21 protein-coding genes are annotated in these 16740 nt (G+C 55.0%); 17 read left to right on the forward strand and 4 right to left on the reverse strand.

Annotation, left to right across the window (positions count from 1 at the left end; genetic code table 11):
- Positions 1–156: 156 nt before the first annotated feature.
- From D5269_RS01545 to raiA, 13 genes are all read left to right on the forward strand, one after another.
- On the forward strand, positions 157–1899 hold the full coding sequence (locus D5269_RS01545; protein ID WP_016315452.1) for a polysaccharide biosynthesis protein: 1743 nt from the start codon (positions 157–159) through the stop codon (positions 1897–1899).
- 46 nt (positions 1900–1945) lie between these two features.
- Positions 1946–2743, forward strand: a complete 798-nt coding sequence (gene mazG / locus D5269_RS01550) for a nucleoside triphosphate pyrophosphohydrolase (RefSeq protein ID WP_120481805.1) — start codon at positions 1946–1948, stop codon at positions 2741–2743.
- A 67-nt stretch (positions 2744–2810) separates the two neighbouring features.
- Positions 2811–3089 (forward strand): HU family DNA-binding protein, encoded by a 279-nt coding sequence (locus tag D5269_RS01555; RefSeq protein WP_016315454.1) that lies wholly within the window; start codon positions 2811–2813, stop codon positions 3087–3089.
- A gap of 65 nt (positions 3090–3154) precedes the next feature.
- Complete coding sequence (locus D5269_RS01560; protein WP_016315455.1) at positions 3155–3397, forward strand: RNA-binding S4 domain-containing protein; 243 nt, start codon at positions 3155–3157, stop codon at positions 3395–3397.
- Positions 3394–4146: an AAA family ATPase gene (locus D5269_RS01565; RefSeq protein ID WP_016315456.1), complete on the forward strand. Its 753-nt coding sequence runs from the start codon at positions 3394–3396 to the stop codon at positions 4144–4146. The genes D5269_RS01560 and D5269_RS01565 overlap by 4 nt, the downstream gene beginning before the upstream one ends.
- Positions 4147–4439: 293 nt before the next feature.
- Positions 4440–4721, forward strand: a complete 282-nt coding sequence (locus D5269_RS01570) for a YabP/YqfC family sporulation protein (protein WP_016315457.1) — start codon at positions 4440–4442, stop codon at positions 4719–4721.
- Positions 4722–4737: 16 nt separating this feature from the next.
- Positions 4738–5232, forward strand: a complete 495-nt coding sequence (gene yabQ, locus D5269_RS01575) for a spore cortex biosynthesis protein YabQ (RefSeq protein ID WP_016315458.1) — start codon at positions 4738–4740, stop codon at positions 5230–5232.
- 48 nt (positions 5233–5280) lie between these two features.
- Positions 5281–5589: a septum formation initiator family protein gene (locus tag D5269_RS18835; protein ID WP_081644918.1), complete on the forward strand. Its 309-nt coding sequence runs from the start codon at positions 5281–5283 to the stop codon at positions 5587–5589.
- 85 nt (positions 5590–5674) lie between these two features.
- Positions 5675–6175, forward strand: a complete 501-nt coding sequence (locus tag D5269_RS01585; RefSeq protein ID WP_016315460.1) for a S1 RNA-binding domain-containing protein — start codon at positions 5675–5677, stop codon at positions 6173–6175.
- 65 nt (positions 6176–6240) lie between these two features.
- Positions 6241–7392: an amidohydrolase gene (locus D5269_RS01590; RefSeq protein WP_016315461.1), complete on the forward strand. Its 1152-nt coding sequence runs from the start codon at positions 6241–6243 to the stop codon at positions 7390–7392.
- Positions 7393–7394: 2 nt separating this feature from the next.
- Positions 7395–8231 carry a fumarate hydratase gene (locus D5269_RS01595; protein WP_016315462.1) on the forward strand — a complete coding sequence of 279 codons (837 nt, stop codon included), beginning with the start codon at positions 7395–7397 and terminating at the stop codon, positions 8229–8231.
- A gap of 325 nt (positions 8232–8556) precedes the next feature.
- Positions 8557–9417 carry a helix-turn-helix domain-containing protein gene (locus D5269_RS01600; protein WP_120481807.1) on the forward strand — a complete coding sequence of 287 codons (861 nt, stop codon included), beginning with the start codon at positions 8557–8559 and terminating at the stop codon, positions 9415–9417.
- Between the two features lie 144 nt (positions 9418–9561).
- Positions 9562–10098 (forward strand): ribosome-associated translation inhibitor RaiA, encoded by a 537-nt coding sequence (gene raiA, locus D5269_RS01605; RefSeq protein WP_016315464.1) that lies wholly within the window; start codon positions 9562–9564, stop codon positions 10096–10098.
- A gap of 711 nt (positions 10099–10809) precedes the next feature.
- On the opposite strand, the gene D5269_RS01610 is transcribed toward raiA, so the two are convergent.
- Entirely contained in the window at positions 10810–10986 is a 177-nt protein-coding gene (locus tag D5269_RS01610) for a hypothetical protein (protein WP_166545116.1), read from the reverse strand.
- 109 nt (positions 10987–11095) lie between these two features.
- Between D5269_RS01610 and D5269_RS01615 the strand changes: the two genes are divergently transcribed.
- The 3 genes from D5269_RS01615 (at position 11096) to mnmA (ending at position 13057) form a co-directional block, all read left to right on the forward strand.
- Positions 11096–11479, forward strand: coding sequence for a hypothetical protein (locus tag D5269_RS01615; protein WP_147407887.1), 384 nt, complete (start codon positions 11096–11098; stop codon positions 11477–11479).
- Between the two features lie 154 nt (positions 11480–11633).
- The gene (locus D5269_RS01620; protein ID WP_147407888.1) at positions 11634–11933 is read left to right on the forward strand and encodes a hypothetical protein; all 300 of its coding nucleotides are present in this window, start codon (positions 11634–11636) and stop codon (positions 11931–11933) included.
- Between the two features lie 83 nt (positions 11934–12016).
- Entirely contained in the window at positions 12017–13057 is a 1041-nt protein-coding gene (mnmA, locus tag D5269_RS01625) for a tRNA 2-thiouridine(34) synthase MnmA (RefSeq protein WP_120481817.1), read from the forward strand.
- 9 nt (positions 13058–13066) lie between these two features.
- On the opposite strand, the gene larC is transcribed toward mnmA, so the two are convergent.
- From larC to larE, 3 genes are all read right to left on the reverse strand, one after another.
- Positions 13067–14446, reverse strand: a complete 1380-nt coding sequence (gene larC, locus D5269_RS01630; protein ID WP_166545117.1) for a nickel pincer cofactor biosynthesis protein LarC — start codon at positions 14444–14446, stop codon at positions 13067–13069.
- Positions 14443–15204 (reverse strand): nickel pincer cofactor biosynthesis protein LarB, encoded by a 762-nt coding sequence (gene larB / locus D5269_RS01635; protein ID WP_120481821.1) that lies wholly within the window; start codon positions 15202–15204, stop codon positions 14443–14445. The genes larC and larB overlap by 4 nt, the downstream gene beginning before the upstream one ends.
- A gap of 137 nt (positions 15205–15341) precedes the next feature.
- Complete coding sequence (gene larE, locus D5269_RS01640; RefSeq protein WP_120481823.1) at positions 15342–16088, reverse strand: ATP-dependent sacrificial sulfur transferase LarE; 747 nt, start codon at positions 16086–16088, stop codon at positions 15342–15344.
- 354 nt (positions 16089–16442) lie between these two features.
- On the opposite strand from larE, the gene D5269_RS01645 reads away from it, so the two are divergent.
- Positions 16443–16676 (forward strand): hypothetical protein, encoded by a 234-nt coding sequence (locus tag D5269_RS01645; RefSeq protein ID WP_147407889.1) that lies wholly within the window; start codon positions 16443–16445, stop codon positions 16674–16676.
- Positions 16677–16740 lie beyond the last annotated feature (64 nt).

Raw genomic sequence — 16740 nt, forward strand, 5'->3', positions numbered from 1 at the left:
TCCTCCTGAATTCAGATACCTCTATTTTACCCGATTTTTCGACCCGTTTCAACTGTTTTGGAGCATCTTTCCAATATAGCAGCCGGATTGGACAGCAGACTGCATAATCCTGTCCGCAGGATCATATACCTGAACAAGAGAATGGAGGGATTCCCTGTGAAGGAGCAGCACAGACAGAGCTTTTTGTATGGTACGATCATACTGGCAGCAGGGACAGTGGCTGTGAAACTGATTGGGGCGCTCTTCAAAATCCCGTTGACCAATATTCTGGGCGGGGTTGGGATGAGCTGTTTCAATGTTGCCTATGACCTATATTATCCGCTTTATGCGCTGTTTGTAGCAGGAGTGCCGGTAGCGGTCTCACGACTGGTGAGCGAAAGTATGGCGCGGGGACGGGTGCGGGATGCCCGCAGGCTCCTTCGGGTTTCGGTAGGGGTCTTTTTTATCATTGGGGCAGCGGGCTCTTTTGTAATGTTTATGGGAGCGGGCTGGTTCTCCGATCTGGTCCGCAATCCGGACGCCAGGCTGGCCGTTCAGGCACTCTCGCCCGCCCTGTTCCTGGGGTGCGTGATGGCGGCGTTCCGGGGTTACTGGCAGGGGATGCAGGAGATGCTTCCGACCGCAATTTCACAGGTGGTAGAGGCGGTGACACGGCTTCTGTTCGGGTTGGCATTCTCGTATGGGATTGTCTATACCGGGCTGCGCGAATACCAGACAGGGGGCACCGTATTTGGGGCGGTGTATCCCTCACTCGAGCAGGCACAGCTTGCGGTGCTGCCCTACGGGGCAGCGGGCGCGATCCTTGGTGTAACGGTCAGTTCGTTCTGCGGCGCATTTTATATGGTAGTCCGTCACAAGCTGGGGAAAGGCAGCATCCGCCCGGAAGTATGGCGTGCCGCGCCTCCGGCAGCATCCTCGCGGGCCCTTGCGCGCAGGCTTGTGGCGCTCGCCCTGCCGGTCTGCTTTGCGGCAGTGATCTCCAATCTAACCTCCTTTATCGACCTGATCTCGGTGATGAACCGCCTGAACCACGCAATCATAAACGCCCCGGAGCTGTTGCTCACAATGTACGATGGGGCGATCCCGTCGGGGATAGGGCTCGACCGACTTGGTTCCTATCTTTATGGCTGTTATTCCGGCCTTGCGGTTCCGATCTACAATCTGGTGCCCTCTCTGACTACCACGATTGGGGTGAGCCTGTTACCCGCAGTGACCGCCGCCTGGACGACCCATAACCGGCTTTCCCTCGAACGCAATATCTGTTCCTCGCTCCGTCTTGCCTCAATGATAGCGATGCCTGCCGGACTCGGTGTCTGCGCCATGGCAGAACCGGTGCTGCGCCTGCTCTTTTTTTCCAGGCCGATGGAGGTTGCGGTCATTGCCCCTGCCCTGCGGATTATGGGAATCAGCGCGGTTTTTGTGGCAATTTCGCTGCCGGTCAATGCGATTCTACAGGCGGTGGGACGCGCCGGACTTCCAGTCCGTCTGCTGCTGATCGGCGGTCTGCTCAAGCTCGGACTGAACTATCTGTTGGTTGCGGTGCCGCAGCTCAATATTCAGGCTGCACCGGTCGGGACGCTTGCCTGTTACCTGCTCGTGGTCTTGGCCAGCCTTTGGGCGCTGGTGGGTGTAACCGGCGTCCGCATCCCGGCGGGGAGCGTATTTGGGAAGCCGCTTTTTGCATCGGTCTGCTGTGCTGTCGCCGCCCGCACCTCCCATGATCTGATCTTTCGCCTGATTCCGAGCCGTTTTGTGACGCTTTTGGCAATCGCAATCGGGGGTCTGGTCTACCTCTGTGTTGTATTTTTGACAAAAACTGTGACAAAAACGGATATTTTCATGCTTCCGGGGGGAGAAAAGTTTGCAAAGGCACTTGAAAAACATTCTCTTTTAGGTTAGAATACTAAAAGTCCTCTTAAAAAGCGGATAGAAGGGGAGTTTTGTGATGTTGGACGGGTTTACGCAGAAAAAACAGTATGGAATATCCGACCTGCTGGAAATCGTGGAACTTCTCCGGGGGGAGAATGGCTGTCCGTGGGACCGGGAGCAGGATCACCACACGATCCGCAAAAACTTTCTGGAGGAAACCTACGAGGTTGTCGAGGCGATCGACAAGGAGGATCCTGTGCTTTTGCAGGAGGAACTGGGAGATGTCCTGCTCCAGGTCGTGTTTCATGCCCGGATGGAAGAGGAAGCCGGACGGTTCGGATTTTCGGACGTCTGCGACGGAATCTGCAAAAAGCTGGTGGAACGCCATCCGCATGTGTTTGGTGAGGTGGCTGTCTCCGGAACCGGTGAGGTGCTTTCCAACTGGGATCGGATCAAGCAGGAGAGCAAGGGACAGAAAACCGCTGCTGAGACATTGCGCAGCGTACCAGCAGTGCTGCCGGCGCTGATGCGCAGCGAGAAGGTGCAGCATCGGGCGGCGAAAGCCGGGTTCGATTATACCGGTTGCGATTGGGCGATGCGCGACCTCGAGAGCGAACTTTCCGAACTGAAGGAAGCGGTCGGTGAAGGGGATCAGGCCCATATCGAAGAGGAACTGGGGGATCTGCTTTTTTCAGCGGTTAATGTGGCGCGATTTGTTAAGGCCGATCCGGAACACGCGCTGACCAATTCCTGCGAAAAGTTTATCCGCCGGTTCGAACAGGTGGAGACGCTTGCCCAGAAGCGTGGGATTGACATGAAAACCACGCCGATTGAGGAGCTGGACAGGCTCTGGAAAGAAATTAAACAGAAGTGATGTATTATCACAGGCATTTTGTCTGAAGATATAGTCAAAGATTTTTAAAAGGTATGGAGGTCAAAATATGACAAAGGCAGATCTTATCAATGCGGTAGCAGAGAAATCTGAGCTGTCCAAAAAAGACAGCGAAAAAGCGCTGACCGCTGTGATTGAGGTACTCACTGAAGCGCTTGTCGCGAAAGAGAAGGTCACACTGGTTGGATTCGGTACGTTTGAAACCAAGGAGCGCAAGGAGCGCCAGGGGATCAACCCGATTACCAAGCAGCCGATTACGATTGCAGCCGCAACCGTCCCGTCTTTCAGCGCAGGCAAAGCTCTGAAGGATGCCGTTGCCGGTAAGTAAGGAATTTATGTAGGCTCGCTGCATCCGATGCGGCGGGCTTTTTGTTTTTGTTAAGGAGAATGAGCATGAGACTGGATAAATATCTGAAAGTGACCCGGCTGATCAAACGCCGCACCATCGCAAACGAAGCCTGCGACGCAGGACGGATCGTGGTCAACGGGAAGATCGCCCGCGCATCCTACGACGTGAAGGAGGGCGACCTGATCGAGATCAATATGGGGCAGAAACCGCTCAAGGTGAAGGTGGTCAAGGTGAGCGAATATGCGACAAAGGAGACCGCTGCCGACGCTTACACCGTCGTAGAATGAACGACCTGTTTATCCGCAGGGTTCTGGTTCCGGACGGCCTCCCGGAGGGGTCCTATCTGGCCGGATTGCCTGCCATCCGCCAGATCGCCAGGGAGGGGCTGGATCTGCAAAGTCCGGTCACCTTTTTCGTGGGGGAGAACGGTTCGGGAAAATCTACCCTGCTCGAAGGGATCGCGGTCGCATTTGGGTTCAATCCGGAGGGAGGCAGCAGGAATTTCCGGTTCAGCACCTTTGATTCGCACTCCGGCCTGCACCGGTTCCTCCGGCTCTGGAAGGGGGCGCGAAAGCTGCGGGACGGTTATTTCCTGCGTGCCGAGAGCTTTTACAATCTGGCGAGCAATATTGAGCAGCTGGACAGGGGGCCTATGGGGGCGAGAATCATCGACAGTTATGGGGGGATTTCCCTGCATGAACAGTCACATGGGGAGAGTTTTCTGTCTTTACTGCTCAACCGGTTTGGCGGCAACGGGCTTTATATCCTCGATGAACCGGAAGCGGCGCTCTCTCCTATGCGTCAGATGACCCTGCTCTCCCGGATCGGTGACCTGGTGCGGGAAGGCTCACAATTTGTGATTGCGACCCACTCACCGATTTTGATGGCCTATCCCGGTTCAGACCTGTTCCTGCTAGATGGAAGCGGGATTCGCCGCGCCCCCTATCGCGAAACAGAACACTATCAGCTGACCCGCCGTTTCCTTGAAAATCCCGAGCAGATGCTCCATTATCTGCTTGACAGCCAGACCACTTAAAAATAAGAACCTGTATTCATAATCAGAGGATGCCGGATGGGCGAGGGGTTTTGCTGCCCTGCAAGGCGAAAAAACGCAGACAATACTTTGTGTATTGCAAGATTTTTCAACGCGGCAGGCCGGCAAAAGACCCGCTCAGACGGTGTCGAATGGTTGTGAATACGGGTTCTAATAGACTTTGGTGACAGAACCTGCCGATGATGCGCGCTGCCTGGTTTTTTGCAGGGAGGCGTGTATTTTTTTCCCGGATGGCGCATACCTATTAAAGAGAACGACAGGGGAGGTAAAACACGATGGTCGAGGAAAAAAAGCCAGCCGCGCCGCACAATATCATTATGGAGGGACGCAGGAAGATGACTGTCACTGGAGTGACCGAGATCGACAGCTTTGACGAGCAGAGTGTGGTGCTTTTCTGCGAAACGGGGGAGCTTGCAATTCGGGGGACAGGGCTTCACATCAATCGGATTGATGTAGATACCGGGGAACTCAGCCTGGAAGGGGAGCGGATCGACGGACTGTCCTATGCGGATAACCTGCCGGTACGAGGCGGTATTTTGGGCAGGCTGTTCCGCTAAATGGGGAGGGGTGCAGATGGGAATTACAATCGCAGGACAGACCTGGCTGTTTTTGCTCTCAATTGCACTTGGTGCTGGTCTGGGGGTCTGCTATGACCTATTCCGCATCCTCCGGATCGCCCTGCCGCATCCAACGCTCGCGGTACTCGCCGAGGACCTGCTCTTTTCTGTGATCTGCGCCGGAGCCACCTTTTTTTATATGCTCGCCGCCGACAACGGGCAAATTCGTATTTTCGTTTTGATTGGGGAAGGAGTCGGATTTCTGCTCTACTACTGTACGATTGGTGCGCTGGTGATCCGGGTCTCCAAGGGAATCATCCGGGCAGCTAGATGGGTGCTGTGCACCCTCTGGCGGATATTTGTTGCGCCTATTGTACACCTTTTGGAAAAGGCAGGCCGCTTTGGACGGAAAATTCTGCATAAAAGCAGTATAATTCTGAAAAAGCAGGCAAAAAATTTGAATATACCCTTGAAAAAGAGACGTAAGATATTGTATAATTTGAAAAAGTAACTTCATGAGGATGACGCGCCAAATTTTCTGAAAAGGTATGCTGAAAAGATGAAAGCAGAGCATGTACGGAAAAAAGAACGGATTAAAAGAAGGAATCCTGTATTGAAGATCAGCCTTTTCCTCCTTGGAGTATACATTGTTGTTTCGCTCGCCTCTTTGCATATGGAGATTGTCTCAAAGCAGGAGGAGCTGCAGATGGTAATCCAACAGTGTGAGGAGCAGCGGATCAGCAACAAGGAGATTAAACGCCAGATTTCCCTCGGGGACGACCAGACCTATCTTGCACGTATTGCGCGGGACAAGCTGGGGATGGGGTATTCGGATGAACACGTCTTTCGGGATGCGGCGGGTTCTTAACGGTTTTTCATCGCGCGAGCGATTTTATCAGGTTGCGGCAAATGGTGAAAACACAAGATTTTTAAGGGAGGCAGCGTAATACATTATGCAGCTTGAGGTAGGGAGTATTTTAGAGGGTAAAGTGACCGGTATCACGAAGTTTGGAGCTTTTGTGGAGCTGCCGGGAAACAAGACGGGGATGGTACATATTTCCGAGGTCGCTTCGTCTTATGTCAAGGAAATTTCCGATCATCTTTCCCTGAACCAGATGGTAAAGGTGAAGATCATCGGGATCAACCCCGAGGGAAAGGTTAGTCTGTCGATCAAGCAGGCAGCGCCCGCCCCTTCCGCGCCGCCGCAGCGCCCGTTCCGCAGCCATCAGGGCGGGCAGCAGGGGGATCGCCCTCCGCGTCAGCAGCATCAGCGCAGGCCCCCCAGAGAGGCTTCTTATGGGTTTGAGCGCCGCCAGCCCATTACGAATGAGAATATGTCGTTTGAGGACATGATGAGCAAGTTTAAACAGGCGAGCGACGACAAGATGTCCGATCTCAAGCGGTATACCGATGTCAAGCGCGGGACGTCCCGAAGCCGCAATTCATCCAGATAATCGCGCCGGGGGATTCCGGAATCGAAGGGCACCGCGGTGCCCTTTTTTGTTGGAGGATAGAACAGATGCTGATTATAAATGCAGAGATACGCACGATGGCCGGACGGGACTATGCGAGCGGCTATATTCAAATCGTGGGGGAAAAGATCGTCTCGGTGGGGCCGATGGAGGATTGCCCCGCGGATTTTGAAACGATAGATGCACAGGGGAAGATCGCCATGCCCGGCCTGATTGACGCACATTCCCACATTGGGATGTGGGAGGACGGGATGGGCTTTGAGGGGGACGACGGCAACGAGGAGACCGATCCGGTGACCCCGCACCTGCGGGCGATCGACGGGGTCAACCCGTTTGACCGTTCGTTTGCTGAGGCACTGAGCTATGGCGTGACCACTGTCGTAACCGGGCCGGGCAGCTCAAACCCGATTTCGGGTCAGTTTTGCGCGCTGAAAACCTGCGGGAAACGGGTGGACAAGATGATCGTCCGCGCGCCGCTGGCGATCAAAATGGCGATGGGGGAGAATCCGAAAAACTGTTATCACGAGAAGGATGGCGGTCCGGCGACCCGGATGGCGGTTGCCGCGCTGATTCGGGAACAGCTCGCCAAGGCGCAGAAATATGCCAAGCAGCTTGCGGAAGCAGCAAAGGACGATGAACTGGATGAGCCGGAGTACGACGCCAAATGTGAAGCGCTGCTGCCGCTGCTTGACCATCGGATCAAGGCACATATCCATGCCCACCGCGCCGATGACATCTTTACTGCGATCCGGATTGCAGACGAATTTGGGTTTGGCTATGTGATCGTCCACGGCACAGAGGGGCATCTGGTCGCGGATGAGCTTGCTGAAGAACAGGCCCCGGTAATTGTCGGGCCGCTGATTGGCGCACGCACGAAGCCCGAATTGTCGAACGCGAGTGCCTCTGGCCCGGGAATTTTGCGGGCGGCAGGGGTGCAGGTCGCGATCTGCACCGACCATCCAGAAGTGCCTGAACATTACCTGCTGATGAGTGCGCGGCTCGCTGTTGAACATGGGATGGAACCGCAGGCAGCACTTCGGGCGATCACGATTGAGGCGGCGAAGATCTGTGAGATTTCCGACCGGGTTGGTTCGATCGAAGCAGGCAAGGACGCGGACATCCTGCTTTTCGACCGGGAACCGCTCGAATGCTGCGGTCGCCCGTCGGCGGTGATTTTGAACGGAAAGAAGGTGCGCTGAAGATGCGTGAAATCAGCCGGGAATTGGTGATCCAGACAGTCAAAGAACTATGCATCGAGGCGAACAGAGTCCTGCCGCAGGATATGAAGGACTGCCTTGCACACGCCTGCCAGATCGAGGAGTCCCCGTTGGGACGGGAGGTTTTGGGTGACATTGTGCGCAACTATGAGACAGCGGAACAACTGTGTATCCCGGTCTGTCAGGATACCGGGATGGCGGTCGTTTTTGCCGAACTGGGCGAGGACGCGCATGTCTGCGGATTGGAGGATGCAATCCATGAAGGAGTGCGGCAGGGTTACCTTGATGGGCTGCTGCGCTGCTCGGTGGTGGGAGACCCGCTCCGTCGGGTCAACACCAACGATAATACGCCGGCGATGCTTCATCTGCGGATGGTGCCAGGAGATCGGATTTCGATCACCGTTGCGCCCAAGGGGGCGGGCAGCGAGAACATGAGCAGCCTCAGGATGATGACTCCAGCCGCCACTGCGGATCAGATTGTTGATTATGTTGTGCAGGCGGTTGAGACAGCGGGGAGCAATCCCTGCCCGCCGGTTGTTGTCGGAGTGGGAATCGGCGGTAATTTTGAAGGTTGTGCCCTGCTCGCCAAACGTGCTCTCTGCCGGGACACCTCGTCCGGCAATCCCGACCCGTTCTACCGCGAACTGGAAAAGCGGATGCTTGAGCGGATCAACCAGACCGGGATCGGGCCGCAGGGGTTCGGCGGGCGGGTAACTGCACTCGCGGTTAATATTGAAGCGGGTGCGACCCACATCGCCAGTCTCCCCGTGGCGGTCAACATGGGCTGCCATGTGACCCGCCATGCTCATCGAACCATTTGATCCAGTCAAAGCACTGAAAAACAACTGCTTGTTTTTCAGTGCTGGCAGGATTTTTGTACTGGATAACGATGTAATCTAAAGCCAGTGTGCGGCAATCTCGCTTCACATTTGGAAAGAATGCTTCTGATGCTTTCCAAATACCTCGATGGGATGAGCACAGCCGCCAGAGAAGAAAGGCGGCTGTCTTTGTCTGTAAACCCGCATGTAAAGCGGATGCAACCAGAAGTTGCGCGAAAAATATCCAAAGGTAACAGCAAGTTGGTAGAAGTTGCGGGGCTTCCCGGGTAGAATCAAACCATCAAATTTGAACATGAGGTGAGGTCAAATGCAATTTTCAGAAAACCTGCAGCTCCTACGGAAAAAGAACAACATGACTCAGGAACAGCTTGCAGAACATCTGCAAGTCAGCCGGCAGGCGGTTTCCAAATGGGAGGCTGCACAGAGCTACCCGGAGATGGAAAATCTGCTTGAGATTTGCAGCCTGTTTTCCTGCGATCTGGATATGCTGGTGCGCGGGGATGTGGAGAAAGACATGGTGGAGGATACTGCGCAGTACGACCGGTTTTACAACCAGTTCAGCGTTGCGACTGCGGGAGGGGTAGCGCTGATCATCCTGGGGCTGGCTGCTTTTCTCTGGATGGAGGAAAGCAGCGAAACACTGGCCTATCTATGTTTTCTTCCCTGTCTCACGATCGGCCTCTTTCTGTTTGTGCTGTTTGGCATCCGAAAGGAATATTTTGAAAAACAGCATCCGCAGATCGTCGATTTCTACACCGATGCGCAGAGACAGCAGTTCGGACAGTGGTTTGCAATCGCAATGGCCTCCAGTGTCACTTTGTTGATTCTGGGCGTGCTCCTGATGCAGTTCCTGGAGCTTCAAGTTTCAGAAGATCGGGCGTCCGCAGGATTTATGTTGCTGGTAGCCGCCGCAAGCTGGATTTTTATTTATTTTGGGCTGCAGAAAGAGAAGTACAATGTTGAGGGCTACAACCGGCGCCACCAGCCAGATGTCTCCACTGCTGCCAAAAAGGTGGAAACCATCTGCGGAGTGATTCTCCTTGCAGCGGCAGCGGTCTTTCTGGCGATCGGTATCCTGTCGGATTCATGGAGCCCTGCCTGGGTGGTTTTCCCAATCGGCGGGATCGCTTGCGGGATCGTTTCGATAGTGCTGAAAGGTAGGCAATAAAATAAAATTCTTTGTGAATTTTTGTCTAGCCTATTGTAATTTCAACCAATGTGATATATAATAAGGTCAGGAAATCTGGACAAACTGTTGAAAGTCAATGGATGTTTCTGCCGGGTTTCCATGATAAACAAAGGGGTTGAACTTATGAATATTACCATCACAGCCCGTAAAACATCTGTGCGCGATTCTTTCAAAGATCGCATCGAACGCAAACTTGGTAAACTGGATCGGTTCTTTGACGATGGTGCAAATGCCAGCGTTACTGTGACCAATGAAGGGGACCGCGAGACAGTGGAGGTAACGATTCAGTCGCGGGGGATGTTTTACCGCGCGGAAAGAACCACTTCCGACCGCTTTGATTCTTTGGAGGCGGTGGTGGATTCCCTCTTCCGCCAGATCGTAAAAAACAAGAACAAACTGGAAAAAAGGCTGCGTGAAACCGCGTTTGACGCCCCAAATCTTGAAGCGGGTGAGGAGCACGAGAGCGAGGTCGGGGAATACCATATCGAGCGGATTAAACGGTTTGATATGCGTCCGATGGACGTGAACGAGGCAATTCTCCAGATGAACCTGCTTGGACATGAATTTTTCCTCTTTTTGAATGCGGAGACCAATGGGGTAAATGTGATTTATAAACGGCATAATGGTACTTATGGCTTGATTGAGCCTGTGATTGATTAAACCCTCAAAGAGTTCCAAAGAAAACCCCGGTGAGAACCGGGGTTTTTATTGCGCCCAAAATATTTTTGTGATATAATGTCCTTATATTATGGTGCGGAGGGAAAAAGATGCTCTGCAAAAACTGTGGGAATAATGTCAAAAGCGATTTTAAATATTGTCCTTATTGTGGGGAGCGGTTTCTTGGGGATTTTCAGGATCATTATGGAGAACTGACCCCTCCTTATGTGATTGATGAGCAGCCGGACGAGAATGCAGATGTCTATGTATCCGAATCGGAAGAGGTAGAGCCGGATTTTGTACTTCCGCCGCCGGATCCGCCGATCGAACTGGAAGAACCATATTTTGTCTATTATCCAGATGCACCTATTGAATCAGAAGCTCCGTCTGCATGGTCCTCTGTGCCGGAATCAGAACAGTCGATCCAATCACCAGAGGTGCTACCGAACTCAATTTCTGGATGGGAAGTTCCGTCCGATCTGCCACCTTCGCGGGAACAGCAACCGAGTGTAGCCCCCGGATGGGAAGCACCGCCCAGTCCGCCGCCTGTGTGGGAACAGCAGCCGGGCACAGTCCCCGGGTGGGAAGCACCGCCCAGCCCACCGCCTATGCGGGAACAGCATCCGGGCACAGTCCCCGGGTGGGAAGCACCGCCTAGTCCGCCACCTGCGCGAGCACAGCATCCGGGCACAGTCCCCGGGTGGGAAGCACCGCCTAGTTCGCCACCTGGATGGGAACAGCATCCGGGCACAGTCCCCGGGTGGGAAGCACCGCCCAGTCCGCCGCCTGTGCGGGAACAGCAGCCGGGCACAGTCCCCGGGTGGGAAGCACCGCCCAGTCCGCCGCCTGCGCGAGCACAGCATCCGGGCACAGTCTCCGGGTGGGAAGCACCGCCTAGTCCGCCACCTGCGCGAGCACAGCATCCGGGCACAGTCCCCGGGTGGGAAGCACCGCCTAGTTCGCCGCCTGTGCGGGAACAGCATCCGGGCACAGTCCCTGGGTGGGAAGCACCGCCCAGTCCGCCACCCGCATGGGAACAACAGCGGTCGGACACAGCTTCCGAGTGGGAAGCACCGCCCAGTCCGCCGCCTGTGCGGGAACAGCAGCCGGGCACAGCTCCCGAGTGGGAAGCACCGCCCAGTCCGCCACCCGCATGGGAACAACAGCAGCCGGACACAGCTTCCGAGTGGGAAGTACCGTCCAGTCCGCCACCTATGCGAGCACAGCAGCCGAGCACAGCTCCCGGGTGGAAAATGTCGCCCAGCCCACCGCCTATGCGGGAACAGCAGCTGGGCACAGTCCCTGGGTGGGAAGCACCGCCCAGTCCGCCGCCTGTGTGGGAACAGCATCCGGGCACAGTCCCCGGGTGGGAAGCACCGCCTAGTCCGCCGCCTGCGCGAGCACAGCAGCCGGGCACAGTCCCCGGATGGGAAGCACCGCCCAGCCCACCGCCTATGCGGGAACAGCAGCCGGGCACAGTCCCCGGGTGGGAAGTACCGCCCAGTCCGCTGCCTGGATGGGAACAGCAACCAGGAAAGATGCCTACCAATCCGGAACCGTCCAAGACCACAGATAGATTTACATGGCAGGAGACCCCCGTGATAGAGCAGGAGAAAAAAACCCCTCCTGAACTGAAGTGGGAGCAGTCGAAAGAAAGCCAGTGGCGCGGGCAGGATACACTCTCCAGATGGGAAGAGGGGAACCATCCTCGAAGGCCGGAGCCTCCGCCGATGGAGCCAAAAGCGCCGCATATCGCTTTGAAACTGCTTTTAATTGTGGGAGTGCTTTTGTTGGCCGGAGCGGTTGCAACAGGGCTGTATTTCGGGTTGATTGCATAAAGAATTGACAACACGACAGACAGGCGGAGCCACGGGAGAGCGATGGCTTTGCCTGTTGTATTTCCAGAAGGAAAAGGAGAACTATGCAGAAAAGGGTACTGGTTGCGATGAGCGGCGGTGTGGACAGTTCGGTTGCCGCACTGCTCCTGCAAAGGCAGGGTTACGAGGTTGCGGGTGCGACGTTTGAACTGTTTGACGGATGCTCTGAGGACAACACCGGAGACGCCAGACGGGTTTGTGAACGGCTAGGCATCCCGCATTTTGTATTCGACTATCGGGAACGCTTTTCAAAAGGCGTACTCGATTACTTTATACACGGCTATCAGAACGGAGAAACCCCGAATCCCTGCATCGCCTGCAACAAGACGATCAAGTTCGGAGCGTTTTCAGAAGATGCGGAGCGGCTCGGCTTTGATTTTATTTCGACCGGTCATTATGCGGGCATCCAGCTCGACAGACAGAGTGGTCAGTTTTGGCTTTTGCGGAGCCAGCAGGAGCGAAAGGACCAGTCCTACGTGCTCTACCATCTATCGCAGGAGCAGCTTTCGCAGCTTCTGCTCCCGATCGACCGTTACAGCAAGGCGGAAGTACGTGAGATCGCGGCTCAAGCTGGACTTCCTGTCTTTTCCAAATCGGACAGCCAGGACATCTGCTTTGTGCCGGATGGGGATTATGCTGGTTTTATCACCCGCTATACGGGAGAGATTCCGCAGGAAGGGGATTATCTGGACGATAAAGGGACGGTGATTGGACGGCATAAAGGGGTTCTGTATTACACGATCGGGCAACGCAGAGGGCTGGGGATCGCGCTGGGAGTAAAACGGACAGTCAGCCATCTGGATCCGGTGTCGAACACGGTGACCCTTTCAGATGACAGCGCTGTTTACACGGACCGACTTTTTGCAGACGATCTGCGGATGACAGACGATTCCACCCCGGAACGACCGTTTCCCTGTACAGCCAAAATTCGCTATGCCCACAGGCCAGCCTCAGCGACCGTCCATCCATTGGGGAATGGGTCTGTGCAGGTGCAGTTTGCACAGCCACAGAGGGCGGTCACCAAAGGACAGGCGGTTGTCTTTTATGAGGGTGACCGGGTACTCGGAGGGGCGACGATCCGCTAGATCGAAACCTCAAATTTCATGATGCAGAGCAGATTCTACTAAGCGGCAGACTTCGGCCATCGTCAGGCCCTGTTCTGCCGCAATCTTTTTTAGATCCTCGAATTCCGGTTTTGTGCGGCGGACTCCATAACCGGATGCAGTTTTTACCCGAACTGGGCCAAAAGCGGTCTCCACCGTGGAGATTTGATATTCGAGCGTTTCACGCTTGCAAAGGCGGCTGCGTACGCCGAGTGTGGTCGTGTGCAGCAACATCAGATGGGTGAATTTTTCCTGCTCCTGGGGCTTGCAGAGACAGGTCAGCAGATAGGCAGGGCGGTTCTTTTTCATGTAAATTGGGGTGGTAAACACGTCCAGTGCACCATTTTCCAATAGGAGGTCTGCTGCAAATCCGAGCGCTTCCGACGTGATATCGTCAAGGTTGCAGCAGAGTTCAACAATCTCTTCCTGGGCATGGCTGGTTTCGCCCAGAAACGCCCGAAGGCAGTTGGCGGTTTCAAAAGTTTTATGTCCCATTCCGTAGCCGGTTCCAGAAACTGACATCTGTGGCATTTCGCCGAACCGAGAGGCAAAATGCCGGAGCAGGGCTGCACCAGTAGGGGTGCAAAGCTCCCCAGGTATCCGCCCACCGTAGATTGGGGCCCCTTGCAGGATATGGGCGGTGGCAGGCGCCGGAACAGGGAGAATGCCGTGTGCGCAGCGGACCGTTCCACAGCCTACATGGATAGGGGAGACGACCACCTCATCTGCGCCGATCAAGTGAAACAGCAGACAACATCCAACGACGTCCGCAACCGCGTCTAGGGAACCGACCTCGTGAAAATGAATCTGGTCGATCGGGGCACCGTGAGCATGGGATTCCGCATCACCGATCAGGCGATAGACTGCCGCAGCATCTTTTTTGACGGTTTGCGGCAGGTCGAGCTGCTCGATCCGTTTGCAGATGTCCGCATAGCTGTAGTGGTGATGCGAGTGATTGTGGTCATGCAGATGGCTGTAGTTGTGCGGGTGATCGTGGTCGTGCGGGTGGCTGTGGTCGTGCGGGTGGCTGTGGTCGTGCGGGTGGCTGTGGTCGTGCGGGTGGCTGTGGTCGTGCGGGTGGCTGTGGTCGTGCGGGTGGCTGTGGTCGTGCGGGTGGCTGTGGTCGTGCGGGTGATCGTGGTCGTGCAGGTGGTCGTTGGCTGGTTCCTCCTGTCCACGCACCAGAATTCGCATTTGTGTGCCGTTAATCCCGCATTTTTGCGCAGGTATAGCTTCTACAGTGATTTCCGGAAGACCCAGATGGTTGATCTGCTGCAAAAACGCCTGCTTGTTTGGACAGATTTCAAACAAGGCAGCCATCAGCATGTCGCCAGCAGCCCCCATATTGCATTCCAGATAGAGTGTTTTCATTTGTTTTCTCCTCCCATGTGGTTTATCATGCTGGCGAGATAGCCCGCACCGAATCCGTTGTCGATGTTCACGACACTTACCCCGCTTGCACAGGAATTGAGCATCGAAAGCAGGGCAGAAAGCCCGCCAAAATTCGCGCCATAACCGATGCTGGTGGGTACGGCAATCACTGGACAGTCGACCAGCCCTCCGAGCACGCTGGCGAGCGCCCCTTCCATCCCAGCGACCGCGACAATCACCCGGGCTTCCATGATGGCGTCCAGATGCGCCAGCATGCGATGCAGGCCGGCGACACCAACATCGTAGAGCCGTTCTACCTGGTTGCCGAGAGTCTCGGCGGTGAGTGCGGCTTCCTCTGCGACCGGGAGATCGCTGGTTCCTCCTGTCGCCACGACAATCGTCCCTGATGCGGTGACCTCCCCTTTCTGGCCGATGATTCCGATGCGGGAAACCGGGTCATAGGTAAGGGGAAGCTGTTCTGCGAGGATTCTGGCTTTCTCATCCGAAAGACGGGTAATCAGGATATTTTCGTTGCCGCGCCGCCGCATTGCGGAAGCGATGCCAAGAATCTGTTCGGCGGTTTTTCCGCTCCCAAAGATCACTTCCGGAATCCCCTGGCGGATTGCCCGGTGGTGGTCTACTTTTGCATATCCCAAATCTTCGAATGGGCTGACTTTCAACTCCAGGACCGCCTGCTCGGGGGAGACTGTACCCTCCTGCACCCGGCGCAGAAGTTCCAATAGTTTTTCCTGTGCCATAATTCCTCCTGTGCTCTGTTGGCAATTGGTGTGTTGCCAAACGATTTCATATGTTCGCAGAATCTTTTCAGGACGTGGCCCGCAAAAGCTGCCGGGAAAGACGGAATAACCGTTTTTTCTCCCTTTTCAAACAATTCCTAATCTCTGGGAGCCAGATTGAGCAGAACCCTTTTAAAATAAGGGGAAAGAGCGGTGCGAATCTCCTGGTGCAGCTGCACTGCTCTGATAAATTGGGGGTGGGGCAGCTCCAGGCAGGCACTGCCGTTTTCGGTCCGTACCCGCAAATCTGAAAAGCCGAGGGAGGACAATATCTGCTCCGACCGCTCTACGTGCTCAAGCTGTTCTGCCGTAATCGAGGTGCCGGTGGGGATGCGGGTGGCAAGGCAGGCATATGCCGGCTTGTCCCATGTGAACAATCCGGCTTCTCTGGAAAGGCTTCGGATGTCAGCTTTGGTAAGCCCGCATTCCCGCAGGGGAGAGCGTACTTCCAGTTCCTCGAGTGCCCGCATACCGGGGCGGTCATCTGTACGGTCAGAGGCGTTGGTGCCGTCCAGAAGCAGGGGGTAGCCATCCATACGCGCGCGCTCCCAAAGAGCGGTGAAAAGGGCAGTTTTGCAGTGATAGCACCGCAAGGGGCCATTTTCCACTACCAATGGATGCTGCAAAATATCGCAGGGCAGGACAGTGAGTGGGATACCGAGCTGTTCGGTGAACCGTTGTGCGTCCTGAAGTTCAAATTCCGGTTGGAATTGGGACTGAACAAAGTATGCGCGAAGATCGCAGTGCATCTGCTTCGCCGCATAGAGCAGATAGGCAGAGTCAACGCCACCCGAAAAGGCGAGGGCAGCTTTGGGATGGAACAGAAAAAAGGTTTGCAGATTCAGAGAAAGTCCTCCTTTACGATAAAAAGGCCCACCAAAGGTGAGCCTTCAGGCTGTTTCAGCAGGCGGCTTCTGCCGCATCCGTACGCTTCAGCGTTTTTTCTATAGTACAATACGCAGGCGGGGTTGTCAATAGAACCCCATGGCTTCCTTGAAAAGATTGCATAACGTTTGGTTTGACGCTATGTCGGCTTCGGAGTGAATAAGGGAAAAAAGCGGCTTGAACCGTACAGGTTCAAGCCGCTTTTTGATATGTTTTGTTCCGGACATTACCGAGCGCAATAGAGGTCCTGGCAGCAGAGCCAGCGTGGATGGGCAAAATCTGGCCAGAATCTGTTTCTGCAATCGGCAGGGTACATGCCGCAGAAGCCGTTCTGGTCGCGGCAGATGCGCATTTCCCGGGAATCAGGGCAGTTTTCCTCGACCGGATACCATTCGCAGTCTTTCCCGGTGCAGCCGCTGACCGGCTGGATTTTGCAGTCGTTTTTGACTGTTGGCCGCTTTTTCTCGCAGCAGCAACAGCAACAGTTACAACAACCGCAGCAGTTGCAGCAACCACAGCAATTACAGCAGCATCCTCCATTGTTGTAGCAGAAAGCCATTCATAATCACACCTTTTGTATAAAATAAAATGCAGCAGTTGGGCGGCAGTTCA

The sequence above is a fragment of the Anaerotruncus sp. 1XD42-93 genome, assembly GCF_009917605.1.
Classification (GTDB): Bacteria; Bacillota; Clostridia; order Oscillospirales; family Ruminococcaceae; genus Anaerotruncus.

Bases quoted from the DNA above. Each gene is read 5' to 3' on its own strand.
- mazG (WP_120481805.1), top strand. From the start codon at position 1,946: ATGTTGGACGGGTTTACGCAGAAAAAACAGTATGGAATATCCGACCTG.
- D5269_RS01555 (WP_016315454.1), top strand. From the start codon at position 2,811: ATGACAAAGGCAGATCTTATCAATGCGGTAGCAGAGAAATCTGAGCTG.
- D5269_RS01560 (WP_016315455.1), top strand. From the start codon at position 3,155: ATGAGACTGGATAAATATCTGAAAGTGACCCGGCTGATCAAACGCCGC.
- D5269_RS01565 (WP_016315456.1), top strand. From the start codon at position 3,394: ATGAACGACCTGTTTATCCGCAGGGTTCTGGTTCCGGACGGCCTCCCG.
- D5269_RS01570 (WP_016315457.1), top strand. From the start codon at position 4,440: ATGGTCGAGGAAAAAAAGCCAGCCGCGCCGCACAATATCATTATGGAG.
- yabQ (WP_016315458.1), top strand. From the start codon at position 4,738: ATGGGAATTACAATCGCAGGACAGACCTGGCTGTTTTTGCTCTCAATT.
- D5269_RS18835 (WP_081644918.1), top strand. From the start codon at position 5,281: ATGAAAGCAGAGCATGTACGGAAAAAAGAACGGATTAAAAGAAGGAAT.
- D5269_RS01585 (WP_016315460.1), top strand. From the start codon at position 5,675: ATGCAGCTTGAGGTAGGGAGTATTTTAGAGGGTAAAGTGACCGGTATC.
- D5269_RS01590 (WP_016315461.1), top strand. From the start codon at position 6,241: ATGCTGATTATAAATGCAGAGATACGCACGATGGCCGGACGGGACTAT.
- D5269_RS01595 (WP_016315462.1), top strand. From the start codon at position 7,395: ATGCGTGAAATCAGCCGGGAATTGGTGATCCAGACAGTCAAAGAACTA.
- D5269_RS01600 (WP_120481807.1), top strand. From the start codon at position 8,557: ATGCAATTTTCAGAAAACCTGCAGCTCCTACGGAAAAAGAACAACATG.
- raiA (WP_016315464.1), top strand. From the start codon at position 9,562: ATGAATATTACCATCACAGCCCGTAAAACATCTGTGCGCGATTCTTTC.
- D5269_RS01620 (WP_147407888.1), top strand. From the start codon at position 11,634: ATGCCTACCAATCCGGAACCGTCCAAGACCACAGATAGATTTACATGG.
- mnmA (WP_120481817.1), top strand. From the start codon at position 12,017: ATGCAGAAAAGGGTACTGGTTGCGATGAGCGGCGGTGTGGACAGTTCG.
- larC (WP_166545117.1), bottom strand. From the start codon at position 14,446: ATGAAAACACTCTATCTGGAATGCAATATGGGGGCTGCTGGCGACATG.
- larB (WP_120481821.1), bottom strand. From the start codon at position 15,204: ATGGCACAGGAAAAACTATTGGAACTTCTGCGCCGGGTGCAGGAGGGT.
- D5269_RS01645 (WP_147407889.1), top strand. From the start codon at position 16,443: ATGCCGCAGAAGCCGTTCTGGTCGCGGCAGATGCGCATTTCCCGGGAA.